Source organism: Sphingomonas sp. TX0543, assembly GCF_048565505.1.
Lineage (GTDB): Bacteria > Pseudomonadota > Alphaproteobacteria > Sphingomonadales > Sphingomonadaceae > Sphingomonas.
On the sequence record NZ_JBLZUS010000002.1, the window covers coordinates 2,930,335 to 2,956,352 of the forward strand.

The 26,018-nt window shown below is 64.3% G+C and carries 24 protein-coding genes and 2 pseudogenes; 5 read left to right on the plus strand and 21 right to left on the minus strand.

All coding sequences use genetic code 11. The features are described from left to right. Nucleotides 1-21: 21 nt before the first annotated feature. The 3 genes from ACM61V_RS14695 to ACM61V_RS14705 are packed head-to-tail and all read right to left on the minus strand — an operon-like array spanning nucleotide 22 to nucleotide 3,472. Nucleotides 22-1,257 carry a cell wall hydrolase gene (locus ACM61V_RS14695; RefSeq protein ID WP_137786404.1) on the minus strand — a complete coding sequence of 412 codons (1,236 nt, stop codon included), beginning with the start codon at nucleotides 1,255-1,257 and terminating at the stop codon, nucleotides 22-24. Nucleotides 1,258-1,268: 11 nt separating this feature from the next. Beyond that, on the minus strand, nucleotides 1,269-2,189 hold the full coding sequence (gene cysK / locus ACM61V_RS14700) for a cysteine synthase A (RefSeq protein ID WP_137786405.1): 921 nt from the start codon (nucleotides 2,187-2,189) through the stop codon (nucleotides 1,269-1,271). Continuing rightward, a complete protein-coding gene (locus tag ACM61V_RS14705) occupies nucleotides 2,186-3,472 on the minus strand; it encodes an MFS transporter (RefSeq protein WP_137786406.1) in 1,287 nt (428 codons plus the stop codon). Before ACM61V_RS14705 ends, cysK begins: the two co-directional genes overlap by 4 nt. A gap of 179 nt (nucleotides 3,473-3,651) precedes the next feature. Between ACM61V_RS14705 and pdhA the strand changes: the two genes are divergently transcribed. Further along, the gene (pdhA, locus tag ACM61V_RS14710; RefSeq protein ID WP_137786407.1) at nucleotides 3,652-4,683 is read left to right on the plus strand and encodes a pyruvate dehydrogenase (acetyl-transferring) E1 component subunit alpha; all 1,032 of its coding nucleotides are present in this window, start codon (nucleotides 3,652-3,654) and stop codon (nucleotides 4,681-4,683) included. 1 nt (nucleotide 4,684) lies between these two features. Then, entirely contained in the window at nucleotides 4,685-6,127 is a 1,443-nt protein-coding gene (locus ACM61V_RS14715; protein WP_137786408.1) for a pyruvate dehydrogenase complex E1 component subunit beta, read from the plus strand. Between the two features lie 179 nt (nucleotides 6,128-6,306). Here the strand turns inward: ACM61V_RS14715 and ACM61V_RS14720 are convergent. From ACM61V_RS14720 to ACM61V_RS14755, 8 genes and pseudogenes are all read right to left on the minus strand, one after another. Next, nucleotides 6,307-6,660: pseudogene (locus ACM61V_RS14720) on the minus strand (glutathione binding-like protein); the annotation flags it as partial. Nucleotides 6,661-6,673: 13 nt separating this feature from the next. Continuing rightward, nucleotides 6,674-7,431 (minus strand): IS5 family transposase gene (locus tag ACM61V_RS14725; protein WP_419714091.1). Its coding sequence is split into 2 segments (ribosomal slippage): nucleotides 6,674-7,089 and nucleotides 7,089-7,431, totalling 759 coding nucleotides; the frame shifts between segments, so codons are not numbered across the junction. Nucleotides 7,432-7,509: 78 nt separating this feature from the next. Beyond that, a pseudogene (locus tag ACM61V_RS14730) lies at nucleotides 7,510-7,794 on the minus strand (glutathione S-transferase N-terminal domain-containing protein); the annotation flags it as partial. Next, a complete protein-coding gene (locus tag ACM61V_RS14735) occupies nucleotides 7,791-8,702 on the minus strand; it encodes a class I SAM-dependent methyltransferase (RefSeq protein WP_137786410.1) in 912 nt (303 codons plus the stop codon). The pseudogene ACM61V_RS14730 and the gene ACM61V_RS14735, both read right to left, overlap by 4 nt. A gap of 305 nt (nucleotides 8,703-9,007) precedes the next feature. Then, a complete protein-coding gene (gene recA, locus ACM61V_RS14740) occupies nucleotides 9,008-10,081 on the minus strand; it encodes a recombinase RecA (RefSeq protein ID WP_137786411.1) in 1,074 nt (357 codons plus the stop codon). Between the two features lie 109 nt (nucleotides 10,082-10,190). Further along, nucleotides 10,191-11,030 (minus strand): 4-(cytidine 5'-diphospho)-2-C-methyl-D-erythritol kinase, encoded by an 840-nt coding sequence (locus ACM61V_RS14745; RefSeq protein WP_249341503.1) that lies wholly within the window; start codon nucleotides 11,028-11,030, stop codon nucleotides 10,191-10,193. After that, entirely contained in the window at nucleotides 11,027-12,598 is a 1,572-nt protein-coding gene (locus ACM61V_RS14750) for a tetratricopeptide repeat protein (protein WP_171007544.1), read from the minus strand. Before ACM61V_RS14750 ends, ACM61V_RS14745 begins: the two co-directional genes overlap by 4 nt. A 22-nt stretch (nucleotides 12,599-12,620) precedes the next feature. Further along, on the minus strand, nucleotides 12,621-14,282 hold the full coding sequence (locus ACM61V_RS14755; protein ID WP_137786413.1) for an electron transfer flavoprotein-ubiquinone oxidoreductase: 1,662 nt from the start codon (nucleotides 14,280-14,282) through the stop codon (nucleotides 12,621-12,623). A gap of 108 nt (nucleotides 14,283-14,390) precedes the next feature. On the opposite strand from ACM61V_RS14755, the gene ACM61V_RS14760 reads away from it, so the two are divergent. Together ACM61V_RS14760 and ACM61V_RS14765 are read left to right on the plus strand one after the other, a co-directional pair. Continuing rightward, complete coding sequence (locus ACM61V_RS14760; protein WP_137786414.1) at nucleotides 14,391-15,152, plus strand: uracil-DNA glycosylase family protein; 762 nt, start codon at nucleotides 14,391-14,393, stop codon at nucleotides 15,150-15,152. Further along, nucleotides 15,149-16,984 (plus strand): lytic transglycosylase domain-containing protein, encoded by a 1,836-nt coding sequence (locus ACM61V_RS14765; protein ID WP_249341504.1) that lies wholly within the window; start codon nucleotides 15,149-15,151, stop codon nucleotides 16,982-16,984. The genes ACM61V_RS14760 and ACM61V_RS14765 overlap by 4 nt, the downstream gene beginning before the upstream one ends. A gap of 78 nt (nucleotides 16,985-17,062) precedes the next feature. Here ACM61V_RS14765 and ACM61V_RS14770 read toward each other — a convergent pair whose 3' ends face one another. The 7 genes from ACM61V_RS14770 to ACM61V_RS14800 all read right to left on the minus strand — a co-directional run bounded on the left by ACM61V_RS14770 (nucleotide 17,063) and on the right by ACM61V_RS14800 (nucleotide 21,927). After that, nucleotides 17,063-18,169, minus strand: coding sequence for a helix-turn-helix transcriptional regulator (locus tag ACM61V_RS14770; protein WP_419714092.1), 1,107 nt, complete (start codon nucleotides 18,167-18,169; stop codon nucleotides 17,063-17,065). A 186-nt stretch (nucleotides 18,170-18,355) separates the two neighbouring features. Next, the gene (locus tag ACM61V_RS14775; protein WP_137786416.1) at nucleotides 18,356-18,496 is read right to left on the minus strand and encodes an entericidin A/B family lipoprotein; all 141 of its coding nucleotides are present in this window, start codon (nucleotides 18,494-18,496) and stop codon (nucleotides 18,356-18,358) included. Between the two features lie 62 nt (nucleotides 18,497-18,558). Then, the gene (locus ACM61V_RS14780; RefSeq protein WP_137786417.1) at nucleotides 18,559-19,440 is read right to left on the minus strand and encodes a hypothetical protein; all 882 of its coding nucleotides are present in this window, start codon (nucleotides 19,438-19,440) and stop codon (nucleotides 18,559-18,561) included. Nucleotides 19,441-19,476: 36 nt separating this feature from the next. Further along, nucleotides 19,477-19,671, minus strand: coding sequence for a CsbD family protein (locus ACM61V_RS14785; RefSeq protein ID WP_137786418.1), 195 nt, complete (start codon nucleotides 19,669-19,671; stop codon nucleotides 19,477-19,479). Then, nucleotides 19,668-21,188 carry a PAS domain S-box protein gene (locus ACM61V_RS14790; protein WP_137786419.1) on the minus strand — a complete coding sequence of 507 codons (1,521 nt, stop codon included), beginning with the start codon at nucleotides 21,186-21,188 and terminating at the stop codon, nucleotides 19,668-19,670. The genes ACM61V_RS14785 and ACM61V_RS14790 overlap by 4 nt, the downstream gene beginning before the upstream one ends. A gap of 10 nt (nucleotides 21,189-21,198) precedes the next feature. Continuing rightward, a complete protein-coding gene (locus tag ACM61V_RS14795) occupies nucleotides 21,199-21,564 on the minus strand; it encodes a CsbD family protein (RefSeq protein WP_137786420.1) in 366 nt (121 codons plus the stop codon). A gap of 171 nt (nucleotides 21,565-21,735) precedes the next feature. Continuing rightward, nucleotides 21,736-21,927 carry a hypothetical protein gene (locus ACM61V_RS14800; RefSeq protein ID WP_137786421.1) on the minus strand — a complete coding sequence of 64 codons (192 nt, stop codon included), beginning with the start codon at nucleotides 21,925-21,927 and terminating at the stop codon, nucleotides 21,736-21,738. Nucleotides 21,928-22,192: 265 nt separating this feature from the next. On the opposite strand from ACM61V_RS14800, the gene moaB reads away from it, so the two are divergent. Then, complete coding sequence (moaB, locus tag ACM61V_RS14805; RefSeq protein ID WP_419714093.1) at nucleotides 22,193-22,720, plus strand: molybdenum cofactor biosynthesis protein B; 528 nt, start codon at nucleotides 22,193-22,195, stop codon at nucleotides 22,718-22,720. Between the two features lie 7 nt (nucleotides 22,721-22,727). Here the strand turns inward: moaB and gatB are convergent, their stop codons facing one another. The 3 genes from gatB to gatC are packed head-to-tail and all read right to left on the minus strand — an operon-like array spanning nucleotide 22,728 to nucleotide 25,968. Further along, entirely contained in the window at nucleotides 22,728-24,185 is a 1,458-nt protein-coding gene (gene gatB / locus ACM61V_RS14810; RefSeq protein ID WP_137786423.1) for an Asp-tRNA(Asn)/Glu-tRNA(Gln) amidotransferase subunit GatB, read from the minus strand. A gap of 11 nt (nucleotides 24,186-24,196) precedes the next feature. Beyond that, nucleotides 24,197-25,681, minus strand: coding sequence for an Asp-tRNA(Asn)/Glu-tRNA(Gln) amidotransferase subunit GatA (gene gatA, locus ACM61V_RS14815; protein WP_137786424.1), 1,485 nt, complete (start codon nucleotides 25,679-25,681; stop codon nucleotides 24,197-24,199). Next, entirely contained in the window at nucleotides 25,681-25,968 is a 288-nt protein-coding gene (gene gatC, locus ACM61V_RS14820; RefSeq protein ID WP_137786425.1) for an Asp-tRNA(Asn)/Glu-tRNA(Gln) amidotransferase subunit GatC, read from the minus strand. Before gatC ends, gatA begins: the two co-directional genes overlap by 1 nt. Between the last annotated feature and the right edge of the window lie 50 nt (nucleotides 25,969-26,018).

Consider the following 26,018-nt stretch of genomic DNA (forward strand, 5'->3'; position numbering starts at 1 on the left):
GGGGGCTTCCCGATCGGGCGCTCAATGCTGGTTGGCAAGCGCGCCGTCGTCGATCGCTGGCGCCTTGCGCCGGACGCCGCTCAACTCCGCCACTCCCCATAGCGGTGGCGCGGCCTCCGCTGGCGCGACCGCGGGCAGCCGCAGCGACTGCCGCTTCATGCACGGCGTACGGCCCTCGAACTCCTCACAATTCCACAGCGCGCGATCAAGCCCGGAGGGCGTGTCCCGGATATAACTGAAAGACATCGCCGCTATTTCCGCAAGTGTCAGCGGCAACGCATGACCCGCCTTGGCCGGATCGGTCCACAGCATTACGCGGCATTTCGCCCGATCGCCGCAGGCCGCGCGCGCGATCACGGGGAATTGCGCTGACTGGTCCGCCGCGAACCGCACAAGGAACACGTCAGGATCGTCGGCGAGCGGCGGCGGAATGCGGCCGGTGTAGCGCGCGGCATCCCCCGCCGCCCCGTCTTCAGGCGGCCCCGCTCCCGCGCGGTGCGCCTCGGACAAATCCGCGAGCTTTATGATAAGTGGTTCGTTGCCGCTCCAGGCGCGGCCGAACGCCGGGGGTGTGCCCCACCAGCCGGTCCAGCGGAAGAACAGGTGAGTGTGTACGGCGGCGATCTTGTCCAGGCTGGCACTCCAGTAAGGGACCACCCAGTCAGTGTGATAATGCGTGGCATATCCGACCGGACGATAGACCGCGCCGTGCAGCGCGGCGGTCGCCAGTTGCCGCGCCCGGCGCCACGCACTTTCAGACGGCACGCGCCCCAGCGCGCCATCGCAGGTGAAGGTGAACTGGCAGCCGGTCGAACGCTCCGCTCCCTGGAAGACGACGCCGCAGACCGTCTTTGGAAAGGCGGGATGGCGCAGCCGGTTGAGCACCACCTGCACCACCGCGCGCTCGCCGACGGCATCGTCGCCCGCCTCGTAATAGGCGGCGGCGGCGAGGCAATCGGTCGCGCGCGCAAGATCGGCGGCAAGGCCGACGAACGCGAAGGGGCGCGCCGCGGGCTTCGGCCCGCTGGCGAACGGAATAGCCGAGTTATAGGCGCGCGCGTCGTCTGGCGAGAGCGCCTGCAGCTTTACCGGCTCGACCGGAGGCAATTCGGTCGGAGTCATCACGCGACGCGGGGCCTTCGCATGACGACAGGAAGCTGGCGCACGCGTGCCGATCACCACCGCCAGCGGCAGCACGAGCGCCCCCACCGCGATCAGCGCCAGGATCGCGTGAAGCAGCGGTGGGCGGCGGGTCATGGAGGCTGGCGTCAGGCTTCCGGCAGGAAATCCGGCACGGAAAGATAGCGCTCGCCGGTATCGTAGTTGAAGCCGAGCACGCGCGATCCTGCGGGCAGCTCGGTCAGTTTCTGCGCGATCGCCGCCAGCGTCGCGCCCGAGGAAATGCCGACCAGCAGGCCTTCCTCGCGCGCGGAGCGACGAGCCATGTTCTTCGCGGCATCCGCCTCCACCGCGATCACCCCATCGATCGACTGGGTATGGAGGTTGGTGGGAATGAAGCCGGCCCCGATGCCCTGGATCGGGTGCGGCCCCGGCTGACCGCCGCCGATCACCGGCGAGGCGCTCGGCTCGACCGCGAACACCTTCAGCTTCGGCCATGTTTTCTTCAGCGTTTCCGCAACGCCGGTGATGTGGCCGCCCGTGCCGACGCCCGTGACGATCACGTCGATCGGCGCATCGGCAAAATCCTTCAGGATTTCCTGGGCGGTGGTGCGGACGTGCACGTCGATGTTCGCCGGATTGTCGAACTGTTGCGGCATCCACGCGCCAGGTGTCTGCTGGACGAGTTCCAGCGCGCGCTCGATCGCCCCCTTCATGCCCTTTTCGCGCGGGGTGAGATCGAACGTCGCGCCGTAGGCAAGCATCAGGCGGCGGCGCTCGATGCTCATGCTCTCCGGCATCACCAGCACCAGCTTGTAGCCCTTGACCGCCGCAACCATCGCCAGCCCGATACCAGTGTTGCCGCTGGTCGGCTCGATGATCGTGCCGCCAGGCTTGAGCAGCCCGTCCTGCTCGGCCGCCTCGATCATCGCGAGCGCGATACGATCCTTGATCGAGCCGCCGGGGTTGGAGCGTTCGGACTTGATCCACACCTCGGCATCCGGGAACAGCCGCTGCATGCGGACATGCGGAGTGTTGCCGATCGTCTCCAGGATCGTATTGGCTTTCATGACTGCGCTACTCCATGGGGCCGCGGCACATCCTGTCCCGCAGCGTCAGGTGGATCAAACGTCTTGGCGAGCTTCAGTTCCGGATACAGCCGGGACCATAACAGGGTGATGACTATCGCGCTGATACCGCCGAACACCACGGCACCAACCGGCCCGAGGATAGAAGCCATCAGCCCGCTCTCCGCCTCCCCAAGCTCGTTAGACGCCGAGATCGTGAGTTGGCTGACCGCATTCACCCGCCCACGCATCGCATCCGGCGTGTGGAGCTGGATCAGCGACGAGCGGACATAGACCGACACCATATCCGCACCCCCGGCGACGATCAGCGCGAGGAAGCTGATGATGAAGCTCGTCGAGATGCCGAAGATCAGGATCGCCAGCGCGAACACCATAACGGCCAACAGCATCTTTCGGCCGACATCATGGCGCATCGGGCGGAAAGAGAACCAGATCGCCGTCACCGCCGCGCCGATGCCCATTCCCGCCGCAAGCACGCCCAGACCGGTTGCGCCGACGTGCAGGATATCGCGAGCGTAGATCGGCAGCAGCGCCGTCGCTCCAGCCAGCAGCACGACGAAGAGATCGAGCGTGATCGTCGCCTGAACCAGCCGATTGCGCTTCACATAGGCGAAGCCGTCCAGCACGCGCGCGATCGGGTGCCGATCGGTCTGCGCCGGCGGTTGCGGGACGCGGCCGATCAGGAAGATGCCGATCAGCGCCACGAGGTACAGGATCGAGACGCAGCCATAGGCGACATCAGGATGGATCGCATAAAGCAGGCCGCCAAGGCTCGGGCCCGCGATCGTGCCCACCTGCCATGCGATCGAGGAAATCGCGATCGCGGTGGGCAGGGTTTCTCGCGGCACGAGGTTCGGGGCGAGCGCCGAATAGGCCGGCCCCGAAAAGGCGCGCGCCACGCCCAGCAGCACGGCGGCAAAGAACAGCGCTGGCAGTGTCAGCGCCCCCAGCCAGGTCAGCATACCCAGCATCGCCGAAACGAAGATCAGCAGCAATGTGGTGAAGCGCACGACCCAGCGCCGGTCGAACGTATCGGCGACCAGCCCTACCACCGGCGTGAGGAAGAACAGCGGCAGAAACTGTGCCAACCCCATCATTCCGAGCAGGAACGCGGCCCGCTTGATATCCATGGTTTCACGCGCGATGCCATAGACTTGCCAGCCGATGATGATCGCCTGCGCACTGGTGCCGATCGTGCCGGCGAGGCGCGAACACCAATAAGCGCGAAAATTGGCGATGCGCAGCGGATGGGTCGGGACGGCCATTACCTGTCGATTAAGGCGCACGATCCCGCCGCGCAACGATGCTTCGCCTGAACCGGGCGATAGCCAACCTTCTCGGCACGGCGCGGATTGCGCGCGCGGGGCCTGCGAGACTATAGGCGTCGCTCTTCCCCAAGGAAAACGAGGTCTTTTCAAACGTGGCAAAAGCCCCCGCACGGAGCATGAAAGCCCGCAGCGCCCCGCCCGCGACGCCGAACCGCGAACGCCCGGCAGAGCCGCAGCCATACAAGGCTTCGAAGGACGAACTGCTCCAATTCTATCACGACATGCTGCTGATCCGCCGGTTCGAGGAGAAGGCCGGGCAGCTTTACGGCCTCGGCCTGATCGGTGGTTTCTGCCACCTGTATATCGGCCAGGAGGCGGTCGCCGTCGGGCTGCAATCGGCGCTGACCGACAAGGACAGCGTCATCACCGGCTACCGCGATCATGGCCACATGCTGTTGTGCGGCATCCCGCCAAAGGATGTGATGGCCGAGCTTACCGGTCGTGCCGCCGGCATTTCCAAGGGCAAGGGCGGCTCGATGCACATGTTCAGCGTGGAGCATAAGTTCTACGGCGGGCACGGCATCGTGGGCGCGCAGGTGTCGCTCGGCGCCGGCCTTGGCTTCGCGCACAAATATAATGACGACGGCGGCGTCTGCCTTGCCTATTTCGGTGACGGCGCGGCAAATCAGGGCCAGGTTTACGAAGCCTTCAACATGGCCGAGCTGTGGAAGCTGCCGGTGATCTTCGTGATCGAAAACAACCAATATGCCATGGGCACCTCGGTCAACCGCGCTTCATCCGAGGACCAACTCTTCCGCCGCGGCGAAAGCTTCCGCATCCCCGGTCTCCAGATCGACGGAATGGACGTGCTAGCCGCACGCGGGGCGGCGGAGGAAGCGCTCGCCTGGGTGCGCGCGGGCAAGGGGCCGATCATCCTCGAAATGAAGACCTATCGCTATCGTGGTCATTCCATGTCCGATCCGGCCAAGTATCGCAGCCGCGAGGAAGTGCAGTCGGTGCGGGACAAGTCCGACCCGATCGAACACGTCAAGAAGCTGCTCGAGGCGGAGGGGGTGAAGGAAGACGAGCTGAAGGCGGTCGAGAGCGAGATCCGCCGGCAGGTGAACGAGGCGGCCGATTTCGCCGAGAACACACCCGAACCCGAACCCGAAGAGCTTTATACCGACGTGCTGGTGGAGAAATATTGAGATGGCGATCGACATCAAGATGCCGGCGCTGTCGCCCACGATGGAAGAAGGCACGCTGGCCAAGTGGCTGGTCAAGGAAGGCGACACCGTGAAGTCCGGCGACATCCTCGCCGAGATCGAGACGGACAAGGCAACGATGGAATTCGAGGCGGTCGATGAAGGCACCGTCGCGCACATCCTGGTCGCCGAAGGAACCGATGGCGTAAAGGTCGGCACCGTCATCATGCAGATCGCTGGCGAAGGCGAGGACGTATCTTCCACGACCAAGCCTCGGGCTGAGCCGAAGCCGGCGCCGGAATCGAAGCCGGTCGCCTCCGCCGAGCAGCCCGAGACTCAGGAACAGGCCGCCGAAAGCGAGGCACCCACGCCGCACAAGGTGGAAACCGGGGCGCGCCAGATGTTCGAGGCGGCGAAACATGACGCCGAGATCAGCGACCCGGCTGTGCCCGAAGGCACCGAGATGGTGAAGGTTACGCTGCGCGAGGCGCTGCGCGACGCCATGGCCGAGGAAATGCGCGCCGATGATCGTGTCTTCGTGATGGGCGAGGAGGTTGCGCAATATCAGGGCGCATACAAGGTGACGCAGGGATTGCTCGACGAATTCGGCGAGCGCCGCGTGATCGATACGCCGATCACCGAATATGGCTTTGCCGGCGTTGGCACGGGCGCGGCGATGGGCGGGCTGCGCCCGATCGTCGAGTTCATGACGTTCAATTTCGCGATGCAGGCGATCGACCATATCGTGAACTCAGCCGCCAAGACGAACTATATGTCCGGCGGCCAGATGCGCTGCCCGATCGTATTTCGCGGCCCCAACGGCGCCGCGAGCCGCGTCGCGGCGCAGCACAGCCAGAATTACGGCCCGTGGTACGCCAGTGTCCCCGGCCTGATCGTTATCGCGCCGTATGATGCGGCCGATGCGAAGGGCCTTTTGAAGGCGGCGATCCGCTCGAACGATCCGGTGGTGTTCCTCGAGAACGAGCTGCTTTATGGCCGCTCGTTCGAGGTGCCGAAGCTGGACGATTGGGTACTTCCCATCGGCAAGGCGCGGATCATGCGTGAGGGCAAGGATGTCACGATCGTCAGCTATTCGATCGGCGTCGGCCTGGCGCTCGAAGCTGCCGACAAGCTGGCCGAAGAAGGCGTGGACGCCGAGGTGATCGATCTGCGCACGCTGCGCCCGCTCGACAAGCAGGCGGTGTTGACGTCGCTCGCGAAGACCAATCGACTGGTGGTGGCCGAGGAAGGCTGGCCGACCTGCTCGATCGCCAGCGAGATCGTCGCGATCTGCATGGAGGAAGGGTTCGACGATCTCGACGCGCCGGTCGTGCGCGTGTGCAACGAGGATGTGCCCCTCCCTTATGCGGCTAACCTCGAGAAGCTGGCACTGATCTCAGCGGACAAGATCATCGCCGCGGTGAAAAAGGTCACCTACCGCGCGTGATCCAGACGAGCGGTTGAAACGGGGCGCGCCGATCGGATCGGATCGTCCCGTTTCTGCTGAAAAACGGATCGGCGCGGCCGCTGCGCGATTACTGTCCGCCCTCCGCGTGCTCCGCAACGAAGGCTTGCGATTATGATCGTCGGGGACCGCGTTCAGGCCGAACACCGCCCTCCCCATTGTCACGCATAGGCATAGGGTCCGCCCGCCTCCAGCGCGCGGCGATAGGCGGGGCGAGCATGGACCCGATCAAGCCACGCGATCGTATGTGGCCGGCTCTCATCCAGCCCAGCGCGCGCTCGGGCGGCCTCCAGCGGGAAGCTCATCATGATATCCGCGGCGCTGATCACATCGCCCGCGAACCATTGGCTGCCAGCGAGCGTCCGCTCGACATAGTCGAGATGGATGTCGATCATCGGCTGGAGCCGCTTCGCCACCCGTCCCCCGATCAGCGGTATCCGCGTCAGGACGAGCTTTACGAGCAGCGGCGGCATCATCGATCCCTCCGCGTAATGCAGCCAGAAACGATACGCTAGGACGGATCGACATTCATCGTAGCCATATCATGGCGGCGGCGAGGTGTATGAAGCCTGCGAAGTGGGCGGTGCGTCGGTCATAGCGCGTGGCGAAGCGCCGGAAGTGCTTGAGGCGGGCAAAACATCGCTCGATGCAGTTGCGGTGTTTGTAGATGGTGGCGTTGTGAGGGATGGCGACCTTGCGGTGGCGGTTCGATGGGATGACCGCTTCAGCCCCCATGTCGGCGATGATGGCCCGTAAGGCATTGCTGTCATAGGCTTTGTCGGCGAGTACGGCGCCGCCCTCCTGGCCGTGGAGCAGGGCCGGCGCCTGGGTGATATCTCCGGTCTGGCCGGGCGTGACGATGAAGCGCAGCGGCCGGCCGAGCGCGTCCGCCAGCATGTGGACCTTGGTGGTCAGTCCGCCTCGGGAACGCCCCAGCGCCTGATCGCACGCCCCCCTTTTCCAGTCGCCGCCTGCTGGTGCGCCCGAACGATGGTACTGTCGATCATCAGATATTGGTTATTCCGGTCGATCGTCAGCGCTGCGAACACCCGCTCCCAGACACCGGCATGGCACCAGCGACTGAAGCGGCGATGCACGGTCTTCCACTTGCCGTAGCGCTCCGGCAGGTCGCTCCAATGCGCCCCAGACCGCAGCACCCACAAACATCCGTTCACGAACAAGCGGTTATCGGATCCAGTTCGCCCCGGATCCGTCGCCTTGCCCGGCAACAGCAGCGCGATCCTCGACCACTGTGCATCATTCAGTTCATACCGCTTGGCCACCATCATCCGCTCCGCGTCTCAACACGGATACCTATGAATCAGCGATCACTCCCCTTGGGAATCCTGAATGTCGATCCGTCCTAGGGCACGATCGCGGTTGGCAGGCGGACCAAACCGGCCGTCCGCTTTGTCGACCAGATATTCGACGATCGCGCCCGTCTCCGCGATGACGCGGCCGGGTTCGTCTGTATCTTCGATAACGGGGGACTTGCCGAGCGGATGGATCGCGCGCAATGCAGGCGGTGCAAGCATGGTGCGGGGGTCGCGCTGATACCGGCGAATTTCGTACGGAAGCTCCACCTCCTCCAGCATCCACAGGATGCGCTGCGACCGCGAGTTTTCCAGATGGTGTACGATGATCGTCATTGTGCCTCCGCCCTTGCCGTCCATATCCAGGCCGCAGCCGGAAATTCCACCGCTCCTTCGCGCGCCCGATGCGCGAGCAGCGCACGAAGCCGCTCAAGCGCGGCTGTCCGCGCCGCCGGTTCGATCATCGCAAGCGCCCGCGCCGCCGGCCCGATGCGCTGAAAAAAATGCAGTGCCTGCGCCACTGCGTCCGCCCCCTCGCCCGCGCGATAGCGGTAGTTCACAAGTTCCGGCTTACCCGGAACGAAGCCGCTCCGCTCCAGCACGCCCCGGACGAATGCCGGGTCGCCAAATCCGAACGGACCAGGAACGTACGACAGCGCGCGCGATTCCGCCGGGCCGGCCTCCGCCATCGGCATGGTATCGGGGGACGTGCCGGCGCCCGGGGGGATGACCTCCGAGGTGCCCGCGATGACGTTGACGAGTTGAGCGGCCCAGGGATTGCGGTCGACATCCGCGAAGCAGGAGAAGACAAGCCTTGCTTCATCGGCAAGCAAGCGTCGAATGGCGCGAAATCCCGCGACCGGATCATCGAAGAACATCACGCCGTGCCGCGAAAACGCGAGGTCAAAACGGGCGGCGGGCATCGCGCTGTCCGTCATTTTCGTGACGTCTGCCACGAAGAAACGAAGATTCGGCGACTGCTTGCCACGAGAATTTGCCACGTCGACGAGGCTCTGAGAAAGATCCACCCCGGTTATCTCAAGATCCGGGCGAGCAGCGGCCAGCGCGAGGCTGGTGACCCCCGCCCCGCACCCGATATCCAGGGCCGCGCCTTGCGCGGGCGCAGCCTCCACGATCGCGGCATCAAACGGCGCAGCAAGGCCCGCGAAGCTCATATCGGTAAGGCGCCAGTCCTGCGCCCATGCGTTGCCCACCGACCCCTGCCACTCGAACGACCCAGTCATCCGGGAACCCCTTTCGTGGCGCGAGCGGTTCGCTTCGACGCCCTCGCGAGAATACACATCGACGCGTAAACGGAAATACGAACCTTCCGAATCCAACGGTGTCAACACGCGTGCAGACGCGCCCCGCGCGCACCGTCACCTTGCCCAACGACCCACAGCGCTCGTCGGATTCGACATATCACCGGACGATGATGTGAATTGAACGCGCAGAACATAACGAAAGGCCCGCTCCTTTACGGAACGGGCCTTCGCGATTGTTGCGACGGTCGCCCCGCCGCATTGAAACGAATGCACCGGGCTAACGATCAAAGATCGTCCTGCTCCGATTCGCCGACCATCAGTTCCTCGCTCAGCCCTTCCGTGCGGGCACGAATCGCGCGCTCCAGTCGCTCGGCCAGCTCGGGATTGTCGCGCAAAAACTGCTTAGCATTCTCGCGTCCCTGGCCGATCCGAACGCTATCGTAGCTGAACCACGAGCCCGATTTCTCGACCAGCCCGGCCTTCACGCCCAGATCGATCATCTCGCCGAGCTTCGAAATGCCCTGTCCGAACATGATGTCGAATTCGACCTGTTTGAACGGCGGCGCGACCTTGTTTTTCACCACCTTCACTCGCACGGTATTGCCGATTGCCTCGTCGCGATCCTTGATCGAGCCGGTCCGCCGGATATCGAGCCGGACCGAGGCGTAGAACTTCAACGCATTGCCGCCCGTCGTCGTCTCCGGCGATCCATACATCACGCCGATCTTCATGCGGATCTGGTTGATGAAGATGACGAGGCAGCGCGAGCGGCTGATCGTGCCGGTCAGCTTGCGCAGCGCCTGGCTCATCAACCGCGCCTGCAGGCCGACGTGGCTGTCGCCCATTTCCCCCTCGATCTCCGCGCGGGGGACCAGCGCCGCAACCGAATCCACGACCAGCACATCGATCGCGTTTGAGCGGACCAACGTATCAACGATCTCAAGTGCCTGCTCGCCCGTATCGGGCTGCGAAATAATCAAATCGTTGATGTCGACGCCGAGCTTCTTGGCATAGACCGGATCGAGGGCGTGTTCGGCATCGACGAAAGCCGCGGTGCCACCGACCCGCTGCGCCTCCGCGATGGCATGAAGCGCCAGCGTCGTCTTACCCGAGCTTTCCGGCCCGTAAATCTCGACGATGCGTCCGCGCGGCAATCCACCAACGCCGAGCGCTATATCCAGCCCGAGGCTGCCGGTGGAGACAGTTTCCACCTTCATCGTCTCGCGCTGCCCAAGCTTCATCGCCGAGCCTTTGCCGAAAGCCCGGTCGATCTGTGCCAATGCGGCGTCAAGCGCCTTCTGACGGTCTGCGTTCGCGATTGCCATGCCGTTATCGATCACCTTGAGGTTGGCGGCCATTGTCTGCCCTCGTCGCTAGACCATGCGCGTGAACCATTCAACGCGTTCCGCCGTAAGTATCCCATTTGTTCTCATCGAACAAGAGGGGAACAAAATTTCCATGCACTCGTCACGTCAGAGAGGTGGCCAGCGTCCACCAGTCTGGATATCTGGCCGTTATCGCGGCGGCTGAGGACTGTGCGGCGCTGGCGGTGTCAAACAATCCAAAGCACGTCGCGCCCGAGCCTGACATGCGGGCAAGCGAAACGCCGGGCTGGCGATCGAGCACCGCCAGCACCTCTGCGATCATCGGCACGGCGGCGATCGCAGGGAGAGAGAGATCGTTGCGGTCATCGGCGGGATCGCCGGAAATCGGCCCGCGATCCTCGCCGTCCCAACCGGAAAAAACCCGCGCGGTCGAAATTGCGACGCCAGGGTTTACCAGCAGCACCGGCGTTCCGGCATAGCCTGTGACCTGATGCAGATCGTCGCCCCGACCATGGCCAACGGCGCTCATGCCCAGCAGACACGCAGGAACGTCAGCACCGAGGCCGGCCGCGATTTCGAACAGGCGCGCATCATCGGCCGCGATGCCATGCAACCGCGCGAGCGCGCGCAACGTCGCCGCCGCATCGGCAGAGCCCCCGCCGATCCCCGAGGCCACCGGCAGATTTTTTTCAAGCACGATTGCGCATGGCGTCGGTAAATCGAAAGCGGCGCGGAAGTGGTCACGCGCGCGCGTGACGAGATTGTCTTTCTCGCCAGACAAGGTGGCACCGAAAGGCCCCTCGATCGCAAAACTATCCTGCGCCGCTGGGGACAGGGAGATCAGATCGCCATCACGACAGAATACGAACAATGTCTCGATATCGTGATAGCCGTCCGGCCGCCGGCGCCGGACATGCAGCGCTAGATTGAGTTTGGCGGGCGCGTGCTCGACGATCACGGCGCCATTTTCCGCAGTCGTCACAGGCCGTCAGTAACCTTCTTTGCGAGGCGATCGCGATCCTTCGCATCCGCCGCCACCTGAGCCGCGCGCCATGCGTAGCGCGCTTCGTAACGGCGGCCGGCACGCCAATAGGCATCGCCAAGATGTTCGCCGATTTCGGGATTTTCCGGCGCCGCCTGCGCCGCTCGCTCCAGCAGCGGCAGGGCGTTCGCTAGATCGCCGTTACGGAAATAGGCCCAGCCAAGCGAATCAACGATCGCCGGATCATCCGGGCGCAGCATCATCGCACGCTGCAGCATCGCCAGCGCCTTTGGCACATCACCACCATGGGTTATATCACCATAACCGAGATAGTTGAGGACAGACGGCTCGTCGGGCGCGATAGCCAGGGCGCGCAACAGTGCCTCGCGCGCTGCCGGCCAGTCGTCGCCCTGATCGAGCGCAGCCGCATAATGCAGCCACACGTCCCATTTCGCGGCGCCTGAGGGTCGCTCTACCAAGCGGCGATAGACTGGCACCGCCAGTTTCGCGCGGTTCGCGGTGAATAGCAGGTCGCCGAGCGTCGCCAGCGATTGGTCCGACGCATCGCGCGACTGCGCGAGCGGAGCGGCAATGGCAATCGCTTCGTCATATCGCTCCGCGCTCGCCAGGATCGCGATCCGCGCCGACGCCACCGTCGCGCCGTAGGGGCCAGCCTTGTCGACGCCCGCCAAAACGACCAGCGCACGATCGGTGCGATCGAGCCGCGCGAGCGTTCCGGCGAGCAGCAACCGTGCACGATCGTTGCCCGGCTCCGCACGTAACGCCCCGCGGGTCAACGTGATCGATAGCGGCCCGGGATCGCCCGCCGCAAGATCATCCGCCAGCCGAACGAAAAGGCGCGTGGCGCCGAACGCCAGCGTAGGCTTCATTCCCTGCGGCCGCTCGCGGAGGGCAACCACTGGCGCGATATCGCCGTCCAGCAATGCCCGGGCGCGCTCGACCTGCCCCGCTCCGATCAACAATTGCGCCGCCGCGATGCGCAGATCGACGGCCGCCTGATCGTTGCCCAGAACAGCGCGTAACGCGGCCAGGCCGTCGTCGTAGCGCCCCCGCGCGATCAGGATCAGCGCGCGGGTTTCATCGTTCAGGCGCTTCGCCACGGCATCGCGGGGACGCTGCGCGAGAATGGCGAGCGGATCGCCGCCCCGCTCCTGCGCGGCCCAGGCCCGGAGCGGCCCGGCCAGGATCGCGAGCTGCCCGCTGGAAAGCCGCGCGATCGCAGCGTCGGCGGTGGTGAAATCACGCGCGTGCGCTGCCGAGGCGACCGAGATCAAGGCGCTGTCCGGTGGCGCGTCGCCGATCGCGAGCAGGGCCGCGATCGCACGATCCGTAAGCGCGTCGTCGCCAACGATCAGCGCCTCGCGATAGGCGCTTTGGGCAACCTCGGCATTGCCCGGCGCATCGGCAAGCGCGGCGACATAACGGCGCACGGACTCGTCACCACTGCCGTTCGCGGCATCGGCGCGCGCAGCGAGATAGGCAAGCAGCGCCGACGATGCCGTCGCGCGGCTGGCGGCGGCCACGGGCGCCGCCAGCGTCAGGCTCACACCGCTTATCAGCAGTATTGCCTTACATATTGGGATAATTCGGCCCACCGCCACCTTCCGGCACGACCCAGGTGATATTCTGGGTCGGATCCTTGATATCACACGTCTTGCAATGGACGCAGTTCTGCGCGTTGATGACGAAGCGCGGATTGCCTTCCTCCTCACCGACGATCTCATACACACCGGCCGGGCAATAACGCTGCGCCGGCTCGTCGAACATCGGCAGGTCGTAATCCACCGGGATCGACGGATCCTTGAGCGTGAGATGGACCGGCTGATCTTCCTCATGATTGGTGTTCGAAAGGAACACAGACGAAAGCCGGTCGAACGTCAGCACGCCGTCCGGTTTGGGATAGTCGATCTTCCTGACGAGATCCTTGCGCCACAGCGTTTCGTTATCCGGGTGATGGTGCAGCGTGAAGGGCACCTTGATGCCTAGATGCTCCAGCCACATCGTGATGCCGGCGAGGCCGGAACCGAGGAAATCGCCGAACTTCTTCACAAGCGGAACGACATTGCGGACGACCGACAATTCTTTCTTCACCCAGCCTGCTTCGAATGCAGCCGGATATGCCGCGAGTTCATCGCCCTCGCGCTGCGACAGGATCGCATCGACCGCCGCTTCCGCCGCCATCATGCCGGATTTCATCGCTGTGTGCGTGCCCTTGATACGCGGCACGTTAAGGAAGCCCGCCGTGTCGCCTATCAGCGCCCCGCCCGGGAACACCAGCTTCGGGATCGACTGCAATCCGCCATCGCTGATCGCGCGCGCGCCATAGCTGACGCGATTGCCGCCCTTTAACAGCTTCGCGATCTCAGGGTGCGTCTTCCACCGCTGCATCTCCTGAAACGGCGAGAGATGCGGATTGGTATAGTTGAGCCAGGTGACGAAGCCGATGCTGACCTGCCCGTTCGCCTGATGATAGATCCAGCCGCCGCCGTTCGATCCGTCCGTCTCCGAAAGCGGCCACCCCTGCGTATGGATTACACGGCCGGGCTCGTGCAATTCGGGATCGATATCCCACAATTCCTTGACACCGATACCATAGACCTGCGGATCGCTTTCCGCATCAAGATCGAATTGGCGGATAAGCTGTTTTGTCAAATGTCCGCGACACCCCTCTGAAAAGAAAGTGTATTTCGCATGCAGCTCCAGCCCCGGCTGATAATCGGGCTTGCGCGTGCCATCCCGCGCGACGCCCATGTCGCCGGTCGCCACGCCCTTCACCCGACCCTGATCGTCATAGAGAATTTCCGCAGCTGCAAAGCCAGGGAAAATCTCCACGCCGAGTTCGCCCGCCTTCTCCGCCAGCCAGCGACACAGGTTCCCCAGCGAGCCGGTGTAGGTGCCCTTGTTGTGCATGAAAGGCGGCGTGAGGAAATGCGGCATGTCGAACTTGCCGCCGCGCGACAGCACCCAATGCTCGTTCTTCTTCACCGGCACTTCCGCCAGCGGGCAGCCATCGTCGCGCCACGTGGGCAGCAGTTCATCAAGACTGCGCGGATCGATCACCGCGCCCGACAGGATGTGCGCGCCGACTTCTGAGCCCTTTTCGAGCACACATACCGAAATCTCCGCCTCTTTTTCAGCGGCGAGTTGCTTCAGACGGATCGCCGCGCCAAGGCCTGCGGGGCCGGCGCCGACGATCACCACGTCATAGGGCATCGATTCGCGTTCGCTCATTATTCTCTCCCGAGCCGCTCGCATCCGGCCGCGATCCGGCAACGTCCTGTCCGTGACCGGCTCTCAAGGGAATTGACCCGCGCGTCAACGCCAATCCTTATACGCGCGATGGGGGCAGAACAGATTTTCGATTGGGCCGGAGCCGCGGCAAGCACGCTGGAATGGTGGGAAACCGCCGGCGCGGACGTGGTGGTGGGCGACGAGGCATTCGACTGGCTCGCCACTGCTGAGCCGGAAGTCGTGGCAGCGCAAACGAACCGCTCCGCGCCACAATTCGAGGCGCATGGCGCCCTCGTCACCGTTCCGCCGCGTCCGCTCGTGATCCCGCCGACGCTGGAGGCGTTCCTCGCCTGGCGAGTCGGCCCGGATGCACCGGAAGCCGCGTGGGGAGCGCCGCTGTTCCCGGCAAGCGGCCCGTCGACCGCCGATCTGATGATCCTTATCGATTGCCCCGACCGCGAGGATCGTGACGGCCTGCTGACGGGCGAAACCGCGCGCCTGTTCGACCGGATGCTTGCGGCGATCGGGCGCAGCCGCGCGGACGTTCATCTCGCCACGATCGCCGCCGCGCGTCCCAGCGCCGGCCGCTTACCGCGCGAACAGCAGGACGAGTTATTCGCCATCGCCCGCCACCACGTGGCGCTGCTCGCCCCAAAAAGACTGCTTATGCTTGGAAATGCGGCGAGTCGTGCGCTGCTTTCGGCGGATGTCGCCGATGCCCGTGGGCGTTTGCACTCCCTTGACCATAAGGGTGGAAAGAGGACCGAAGCCGTGGCGAGCTATCATCCGCGCCTGTTGCGCGAGCGGCCCATCGCCAAGGCCGAGGCCTGGAGGGATCTTCAATTGCTGGTGAGGGGGATGCAGGCGTGATCGCGAAGCTGGTAGCGGCAGCGGGAATTGGCGCGCTGTCGGCAGGTTTCGCCTCGGCCGACCCGCTGCCCTCCGCGAGCGCCGTTGGCACGACAGGTGCAACCGCCATCAGCGCCACAGCCTACGCGCCTGTACCGGCGCAACTCTCCCCCGAGCAACGCATCGGCTATCGCGCGGTGCTCACTGCAATCCGCGAGCAGCGATGGCAGGACGCACAAATCGGATTGGCGAGCATGGCGCCGGGGCCGCTCCATTCCTATGCCCTCGCCGAGCTATACACGGCCAAGGGCTCACCGCGCGTCGAGCTTGAGCCGCTGGTGAAGCTGCTCACCGAGGCACCCGAATTGCCGCAGGCCGACGCGCTGGCGCGGCTGGCGCGCGCGCGCGGCGGGACCGATCTTCCTCCGCTACCCGGCACGCAGCGACTCATCTGGCAGGATGGCGCCCCTAACCGCGTCCGCGCCAAGGCGACCCGCAGCGACCTGGTGGCAGCCGATCTCGCGGTGCGGATGCAACCGTATGTGAAGGGCGACATGGGGCGCGAGGCAGAAACGCTGCTCGAATCCACCAGCGGCCTATCCTCGGAGGCGCAAACCGAATGGACTGCGCGGGTCGCGTGGATCTACTTCCTCCAGGGGCTGGATGCCGACGCACGCCGATTGGGCGAGCGCGGCGCGATGGGCGTCGGCGAATGGGCGGTTCAGGCACGCTGGACGGCAGCGCTCTCCGCCTGGCGGGTCGGCGATTGCGTCGCTGCCGGCAGCGGTTTCGAAGGGGTGTCGAGCCGTGCGGGCGACACCGATCTGCGCGCGGCTGGCCTTTACTGGGCGGCGCGCGCTGATATGCGTTGCGGGCGACCCGACCGGGTGGAACGCCGGCTCAAGAACGCCGCCCAGTTCGGCGAGGCGTTTTACGGGCAGCTTGCGCGCCAGGCGTTGGGGATCTCGCGACAGATCGTCCAGCCGCAGCGCGTGACAGCGGACTGGGCGTTGCTGGAGCGGCGCCCGAACGTTCGCGTCGCGGCCGCACTGGTTGAGATCGGGGAGAATGACGCCGCCGATCAGGTGGTTCGCCAGCAGGCACGCATCGGCGCGCCCGAAGAATTCGCCGCGCTCATCCGTCTGACCGAGCAGATGGATCTGCCGGCGAGCGTGGTGTGGCTCGCCCATAACTGCCCAGCGGGCGTCACCGCGACCGCCGAGGCGCGCTACCCGACACCGAACTGGACGCCCGACACCGGCTGGCGCGTCGACAAGGCCTTGGTGTGGGCCCACACGCTGCAGGAATCGGGCTTCCGCAACAAAGTAGTCAGCCCGGCCGGGGCCTATGGCCTGATGCAGATTATGCCGGCGGCCGCTACGGACTATATGCGCGAGCGCGGCGTATCGGTTGATCGCACCGCCCTCACCCGGCCCTCCACCAACATGGATATCGGCCAGCGCCATCTGGAAAAGCTGCGCGACATGGGGCTGACGCAAGGCCTGCTGCCCAAGGTGATCGCGGCCTATAACGCCGGCCCGAAGCCGGTGCAGGACTGGAATGCGATCGTTCAGGATGGCGGCGATCCACTGCTTTACATCGAAAGCATCCCTTATTGGGAAACGCGCGGATATGTGACGACCGTGTTGCGCAATTACTGGATGTACGAGGCTCAGACCGGTCGCGCTACGTCGGCGAGCCGCACCGCGCTGGCGCAAGGGATGTGGCCGCGTTTTCCCGGCCTGCCCGGCCCGAGCGCGGTGAGAATCAAGCGTCTCGCGACGCAAACCGCGATAGCGGTTGATGGCCGTGTCAGCGCGGCCTCCTCAACCGTGAGTACCGGCGGTCGCTAAGCTGATTGGGCGCCGCGAGCTCAATGACGGTGTGCTCCAATCGGAGATGTTGTACCGGCCATACGCGTCGTTACCGCTTCAATGCATAAGCGGCGCCAATCCCCTGATCAGATCCCCTTCGCCAGACAGACCCATCTTGTCGTAAATCCGCTTGATCTGGCTCTTCAGCGTTTCGCTTGTCACGGCGCGTTCCTCCGCGATCAATCCGCGCGATTTGCCCTCATACAAACGCATTGCGACATCAGCCTCCGCCTGTGTCAGGCCGTAGATCGCACCGAGAAAGGCCCCGATACCCGCGCGGTCCCGAGCTGGCTTCCTGCAAACCAGGATCGCAAAGGGCAGCTTGCCCAGCGACCAGGGCCGGACTGGCAGGCGAAACCCTTCGAGATGGATCGGCGGGCGTCCGCCCGGGGAATCGATGGCGAAACGCACATGCGCCATACCTGGGTCGCTGGTCAGGGCGGAGACCGCCTGCGCCAGGGAGAAAGGACGACCCGATGCCTCGAGCAAGCCGTGCTGCACGCGGATGTCGCCCTGCCGCAGGTGGGCCTCCGCACCTGTTGTATGGGATAGCAACTGGCCACGCGCATCGAGGATGAAAGCAGCTATTCCGATCCCTTCGAAGGCGCCGGCCAGCAGCTTAGCTTGCTGACCCTCTAATCGCTCCTGCAACCGCACGGCGCGCCGTGCGGCTTGCGCCGCCTTGGCGAAAACGCGCCGCTGGGTCGCCGTCGTCCTGCCGTCTTTACGCCCACGCAGCGTCGCAAAACCAATGAGCCCGACGCGATCCACTACAAGGTTTGTCTGGCATCCGAATGGAATGTCGAGATCTTCGCACCATTGCTCGTAGCGGTCGGAGGCCAGCCGGGATTTTACGTCGTCATAATGTTTCTCATGCACGATCGGATCGTAGAAACCGCGCGCGCACAGCTCCTCGTTCGCCGCCACGCGAAAGTTAACGATCGGCGATCCGCCGTCGATCTCGATGAATTCCTGGATATGGTCCGCATCGAAGTTCGATACGAGATTGAACGGAATGTTCCGCGCGCCGCCAATGCCGATGAGTTGGCCGCAGCGAGCGCCGGTGTGGCGCGCCAGCATGTCCAGCGATTCAAGCCAGCGATCCGGCTCCAGCGCGGCCGTCAGAAAGATATCGTCCCAGTCAACGGATGCGTCACGCGTCATTCTTCGGCCGCCACCTCATAGCGGGCTGTCCCAAACAGATGAGGGCGATCGGGGGAAGGGGAAATCTGCTTATCTCGCAGATCGGCATAGCAATTTTGGCAGATGCCATTTCATTCGACGAAATGGAGCGACAAAATCCGCAGGCCGCCGGGGCATCGGCCTGAGGCTGAGGCCCCGGCGCGCCCTTTACTTCTTTTGCTTGCCCGAGGCGTCGGAAATCGCCGTTCCGGCAGACTTCACGTCCTTGCCCGCACCATTAACGGTGTTGCACGCAGCGAGCGCGACGATCATCGAGAGCGCGATCCCCGTGCCGATCTTCCTGGTCATGATAATCTCCTTGTTTGTTCATGGGGTGCGGCGGGCCGGATACGCTGGCCCGCCGCTTACTGTCAGCGCAAACGCCGGCGTGCCGCCGCCGTTGCACCGAGCCCTGCCGCCGCCGCGCCAACCAGCAACGCCAATACTAGCACGAACGACGTGCCCGCAGCAGCGCCCGCTGCCTTGTCGGCGGCGGATTTCGCGGTGGCGATGGTATCGTTCTTCGCGGTTACGAAACGTTCTTTTGCGCGGGTTACCTGTGCCTGCGCTTCTGGCCGGCTGATCTTGCGCTGTGCCGCGACGATATCGACGATCCGGCTTTCGGCCTGCCGGCCATCAGCGCCGCCTCGCGCCAGCGCGGGAAGGTTCTTCGCGATCTCTTTCTGGGCCTGCTCGGGCGTCATCTGCGCGGGATCGCCTGGCGCGTCCGAAAGATAAGCCGCTGCCTCGTTACGCACATCGTTTTCATCAATGCCGGCAATCGAGGCGACCTTGGGCGCTGCGGCGCCAACGCCCGAACCTGCAGCGCCCGCGACCGCCCCTACCGTCCGGAAGGCGCCACCGATGATCCCGCCGACCGCCGACGTCAGCAGATACAAGGTGAGAATAAGCGTGACGCCCCACACGACAAGCCCGTGGACCAGCGCGTCAAACCGCCCGTTCACTCCCGCAACACGCGCCGCGGCATAGCCGCCGGCCCCGAGCGCGATGATCGTGGTGACGAGCCAGTACAGCCCCGCTCCGATGCCAAAGCCTGCCGCGCCGGGCGTCGTGCCGTCAACCGGATCCACCATCGTCAGGCCGATGCCGGTGCCGAGGATGCCGAGCACCAATTGAATCGCGATTGCGATGATGACGCCGCCAAACACCGCGCCCCACGACAACCTTGTCGGCGCTTTTCCGACATACAGCTCTTCCGCCGGCACAACGCCGGTTTCCACTATGGTCGCCATATTCACTCCTGTTGAAAAAGAAGGGTGTGTTCCGCGTCAGGGGCGCGCGGAGGTCTTGCCTGACGAAACCGCCACGCTGCGAGCGCGCTTCTCGGCACGACCTTCAGCACGAACTGCGTCGTCGCCGATCAACGTGCCAATCGCTTCCTTGACCGATCCCTTGGCGGCGCGAGTGGTGGCAGACCTTTCTCTTGCCACGCGTTGACGACGGGTTTCAGCTTCCTTGGTCATGCTTCGATCTCCCGATCCGGTTCGCCGATCACAACGCCCTCGCCGTCGAAACCGCGCGCCCGCGCCCAGGCGACGGCAGCGATCCGGCGATTGACACCGATCTTGGCGTAAATACGCGCGACATGATTACGCACGGTATTGCCCGCGACATTCAGCGTACGCGCGATCCGCTTGTCGTCGTAGCCGCGACAGATGAGCGCCAGTACGTCGCGTTCGCGTGCGGTTAGATCGTCCAGGCCCGGCCCCGACACATCGGTTTGCGGCGCCCGCAACCGGGCCAGCTTGTCCATGATCGAGCGGCTGAACCAGCTCGTATCCTTCATCACCGCCTCGATCGCCTCGACGAGTTCGAGTTCGGTCGCCTTGCGCTGTGTGATGTCCTGAAAGGCCCACAGAACACAGTCATCGTCGCCGAGCCTTATCGACTCGGTCGACACGAGGCAGTCGATCGTCGCCCCGTCGCGGGCATGAATACGCGCCTCGTGCCCGCGCAGATCGCGCCCATGCGCGATACCCGCTTCGATCTCGCGACGGACGGTGCTGCTTTCCCACAGTTCGACCTCCCCGAGCGGACGGCCCATGATCTCCGTAGGGGCATAGCCGGTCATCTGGGTGAAACTGGTGTTGACCTCGCACAGCAGATGGCCGTCGCGCGCGCCGATCGCCATCGGCACGGGCGCCATCTCGAACGTGCGAGTGAATCGTTCCTCGCTGTGGCGCAGCGCGCTTTCGGCTTTGCGCCGGGGCTCCAGGTCCGCAAATGTGAACAGCATGCAGGGCTGTTCATCCATCTCGATCGGCTGACCAGCGACGATGACGAGCTTGGCCCCGCCGTCGGGGATATCGAGCTCTGCCTCCATCTGCGGGATGGTGCGCCCTTCCGCGAGGCGCTCTTTGGCGAGATCGCGTCGATCAGCAGCGCGCAAGACGTCGATATCGTAAACCGTTTTGCAAAGCACTTGCTCGCGCTGATACCCGGTCATCTCAAGAAAGCCCTGGTTGACCTTTACGAATCGCAAGTCGCTCAGCCGGCAAATCACCGCCGGAGCCGGATTCGCGTTGAACGACTGTTCGAATCGATCCTCCGCCTCGTAGCGCGCCGATACGTCCTGGATGACGAGCACGAGGCAAGCAGGTTCTCCATCATCGGCGTCGTTCAGCACGAGGCTGCGAACCTGATGCACCCACCGCGGCTGATCCTCGCCCGCGACGATGACTTCAACCACCACCTCGGAAAAGGAGTCACCCGCTACGACACGCTCGATCGGATAGTCGTCCGCTTCCAGTCGATGGTTGTTGCGATACCGCAACTGGAAGCGGGCGCGATAATCATTCACGGTCGCGCCAAGATCGGCGATCGTGTCGACACCGTGCATGGTTAGCGCCGAATCGTTCGCCCAGAGCAGGCTCTGGTCCGGATCGATCAGGATCACACCCTCGTCCAGCCCCGCGATGATCTGGCGCAAGTGGCGCAGATCCGCGGTCTCGCGCAGAGTTTTGAACGACGCGGCTTTCATCGCAGGTCTCTCAGGCGCGGCGCCCATGGATCGCCCACGCGATCGCATAGCCACCCACAGCCGCCACGAGCGCCCAAAGCGCCGGAGCCTCACCCATGGAAGCATTGGCGGCCTTACCGCTCTTGCGCGCCAGATCGGCGGCACGGTCGCCTGCAGCCTTCAGGCGATCGCGCGCCTCTTCCGCCAGCGCCGGTGCAGCGTCGATCGCGTTTTCCGCGACAGACTTTGCGCGGCCATAGGCATGCTCGGCGCTGCCCGCGACCTGATCAACAACCCCGTCAACCTGCCAGTCGCGGCTATCGACGGCATCGCCCACCGCCTTCTCGACCTTGCCGGTTACATAGCGCGCATTACCCTTGAACTCGTGCTTGTTCATCATGGTTTCCTCTCGGGAAGAAGATACGGTCCCGGTACAGCATCCTGGATGACACGCTTGCCGAAACCATCGCGGTCTCGACTCAAGCAATGTACATCGGAGGAGTGCTGCCGGTTCGGGCGCATCAACCATCGATCAGGCGGCACGTTCCTAGTATTTTTGCGCTTCGGCCTAGTCGCCTTGCACTACGGTAAAGCTGTCCGCATGCGCATCGTATAGTCGCTGCAAGTCCAGATGAAGCGCTATGGAGGCGGGACTATCCGCCTTTTCAGCAAGTTGGCCATGCTGAGCCGCACGTCTGCGCCAATAATCGCGTTCTTTTTGCAGATCGCGAAGGGCGATTTCGTGTGCGGCTTTGGTCATCGATAGTAGCTAACACCCCTGCGCCGCATTCGATATAATGCAAAAGTACCTTCGGCTGGGTAGATTTGCCCGCCGTGCGGAGCGCCGCGCAGCTGAACGGCGGCAGGAGCATGCTCGCGGCGCGATCGCTTAGTCGACGCGGCTCAACGGAGATGGAAAATTCGAGAAAGTCTTGCCCAACTTATCCCAAACCGCTGCCTCGCAACACGAAGCAGTCCGCTGACTCTTGCGCGGCAAAGCCCTCGCACCCTAAGGCATCCGCCCAATGGCCATTGACGAGAACCGCCCGTTCATCCCCGTCCGCATCGCTGTGCTGACGGTATCCGATACCCGCACGCTTGCCGAGGACCGCTCCGGCGACGCGCTTGTCGAGCGCCTCACCCGTGCCGGGCACGTTCTTGCTCAACGCGCGGTACTGCGCGACGACGCCGACGATCTGGTTGCGCAGCTTCATCTATGGGTCGATGACGAGAGCATTGACTGTATCATCACGACCGGCGGCACCGGCGTTACCGGGCGCGACGTCACCCCGGAAGCGGTGGAGCGCATCGCGGACAAGATGATCCCCGGGTTCGGGGAGCTGTTCCGCTGGCTGAGCTACCAGACAATCGGCACATCGACCGTTCAATCCCGCGCCTGCGCGTGCGTGGCGCGCGGTACGTACATCTTCGCGCTGCCGGGATCGACGGGCGCGGTTAAGGATGCTTGGGACGGCATCCTCCGGGATCAGCTCGACAGCCGACACCGCACCTGCAACTTCGTCGAACTGATGCCGCGGCTGAGCGAGCGCTGATCGCGCGTCAGGCCAGCGCCTTTTTCAGCAGGTCGTTCACCACCTGCGGATTGGCTTTGCCCGCCATGGCTTTCATTGTCTGGCCCACGAAGAAGCCGAACAATGCTTCCTTGCCGGCGCGATATTGTTCGAGCTGGTTGGGATTTTTCGAGAGCACGTCCGCGATCACCGCCTCGATCGCGCCAGTGTCGGAGGTCTGCTTCAACCCCCGCTCCTCGACAATCTTGCCGGGCGCGTCGGCAGTTTCAAGCATCACCTCGAACACCTGCTTGGCAAGGCTGCCCGATAGCGTGCCATCGGCAACCAGCGCGAGCAGCTCGGCCGCCTGCTTCGGCCCGACCGGCGATTCCTCGATGCCCTTGCCGATCCGGTTCAATGCGCCAAACAGCTCCCCGGTGACCCAATTGGATGCAGCAACAGGGGCCGCCCCTGCCTCCAGCAAAGCATCGAACCAGCGCGCTGTTTCCACCTCTGCGGTCAGCACTTCGCCATTATAGGCGGTGATGCCCAGCGCCTCGTAACGCTTGCGCTTCGCGTTCGGCAGTTCGGGCAGAGAGGCGCGGCACGCGTCGAGGAAGACGTCGTCCAGCTCCAGCGGCAACAGGTCAGGGTCCGGGAAGTAGCGGTAATCATGCGCATCTTCTTTGGAGCGCATCGATCGCGTCGTGCCGCTGTCCGGATTGAACAGACGCGTTTCCTGAACGATCGCGCCGCCAGATTCGAGCACCTCAACCTGCCGCTTCGCCTCGTGCTCGATCGCGGCCATCACGAAGCGTATCGAATTGACGTTTTTCGTTTCGGTCCGCGTGCCGAATTCGTCGCCCGGCTTGCGTACGCTGACGTTCACGTCGGCGCGCATCGATCCCTCTTCCATGTTCCCGTCACACGAGCCGACATAGCGCAGGATCGCGCGCAGCTTCCGCAGATAGGCGCCCGCCTCTTCCGGCGAGCGCATGTCCGGTCGACTGACGATCTCCATAAGCGCCACGCCGGAGCGGTTGAGATCGACATAGGAGCGTGTCGGATGCTGATCGTGCATCAGCTTGCCGGCATCCTGCTCGACATGGATACGTTCCACACCGATTGTCTTGATGCGCCCCCCATCCTCGATATCTATCGAACCTTCGCCTACAAGGGGATGGTAAAGCTGGGAAATCTGATATCCCTGCGGCAGATCGGCGTAGAAATAATTCTTGCGATCGAAACGCGACCATTTGTTGATCCGCGCATCGATCGCCATGCCGGTGCGCACCGCCTGACGGATGCACTCGCGGTTCGGCACCGGGAGCATGCCGGGCATGGCGGCATCGACCAGGCTGACCTGCGTGTTCGGCTCCGCGCCGAACGCTGTCGCCGCACCGGAAAACAGTTTAGCGTTCGATGTGACCTGTGCATGAACTTCGAGGCCGATCACGACCTCCCAGTCCCCGGTGGCGCCCGTGATGCGATAGGTGGATTCAGTCATCGTTCAATTCCTTACCACCACGCCTGCGGGCGGGCCGTGAAGCCGGCCCGCTCCTCGATCGCCAGCGCGGCGTTGAGCACGCCCTGCTCGTCCAGCGGTTTGCCGATGATCTGGAGGCCGAGCGGCAGGCCCGCAGGATCAAGCCCGCCGGGCACGCTCATCGCGGGCAGGCCGGCGAGGCTCGCGGGCACGGTGAACACGTCGTTGAGATACATCGCGAGCGGATCGGCCTGCTTCTCGCCCAACGCGAAGGCGGCGGACGGCGCGGTCGGAGTCAGCAACACGTCGCACTTTTCCCATGCCGCCTCGAAATCACGCGCGATCAGCGCGCGGACCCGTTGCGCCTGGGTGTAATATGCGTCGTAGAAACCGGCCGAGAGCACATAGGTGCCGATGAGGATGCGGCGCTTCACCTCTTCGCCGAAACCGGCGGCGCGCGTCGCGGCATACATCTGCTGCAAGTTCGCCCCATCTGGCAGTTCACGCTCGCCATATCTCACGCCGTCATAGCGCGCTAGGTTAGACGAGGCTTCCGCCGGCGCGATGATATAATAAGCCGGCAGCGCATATTTCGTATGCGGCAGCGAAACCTCGACCACCTCGGCGCCCGCGTCCTTCAGCCAGGCGATGCCCTGCTGCCAGAGCAGCTCGATCTCGACCGGCATGCCATCGACACGATATTCCTTCGGCACGCCCACGCGCTTGCCGACGAGGCTGGCGTCCAGCTCCGCTTCCCATTGGGGCACCGCCAGCTCCAGCGAGGTCGCGTCCTTCGGGTCGAAGCCCGCCATCGCCTCCAGCATGATCGTGCAATCGCGGACGTCGCGCGCCATCGGACCGGCCTGATCTAGTGACGAGGCGAAGGCGATAGTTCCCCACCGTGAGCAGCGGCCGTAGGTCGGCTTGATCCCGGCGATGCCCGTGAACGACGCGGGCTGACGGATCGAGCCACCGGTATCCGTTCCGGTTGCGCCGGGCGCGATTCGCGCGGCCACCGCCGCCGACGAACCACCCGACGAACCACCCGGCGCAAGCGCGGCATTGCCGCCATCATTACGCCGCCACGGCGAGATCACATTGCCGAACGCGCTCGTCTCGTTCGACGAACCCATCGCGAACTGATCCATGTTGAGCTTACCCAGCATCCCCGCGCCCGCATCCCACAGGTTCTGCGAGACCGTGGACTCATATGTCGGGGTGAAACCTTCGAGGATGTGGCTCGCCGCCGTGCTGGTCACGCCTTTCGTGCAGAACAGATCCTTCATGCCGATCGGCACACCGGCGAGCGGCTTCGGTGGCTCGCCCGCCGCACGCGCGGCATCGGCAGCATCGGCAGCGGCAAGCGCGTGATCGGGAGTCTCCACCAGAAATGCGTTGAGCGGCCTGGCCGCGCTGACCGCCGCGTTGAAGGCTTCGGCCACTTCGCGCGCCGAGAAGCTGCCGGCGCGTACGCCGTCGCGGATTTCGCGGATGCCGAGATCGGTAAGGTCGGACACTATTCGATCACCTTCGGAACCGTGAAGAAGCCATGCTCGGCCGCCGGCGCATTCGCCAGCACAGCGTCGCGGATGCCGCCATCGGTGACGACATCATCGCGCAGACGCAGCGTGTTCGGGATCACCGCCGTCATCGGCTCGATCCCGTGCGTATCGACCTCCCCGAGTTGCTCGATCCAGCCGAGGATATTGTTGAGTTCGGGCACGAGCCGCTCGGCTGCGGCATCGTCGATCGCGATGCGCGCAAGGCTCGCGACTTTCTTCACTGTGGCGGTGTCTACGGACATGCTCCGCCGCTACCATTGTGCATCGCGGGAAAGCAATGCCCGGCATTGCG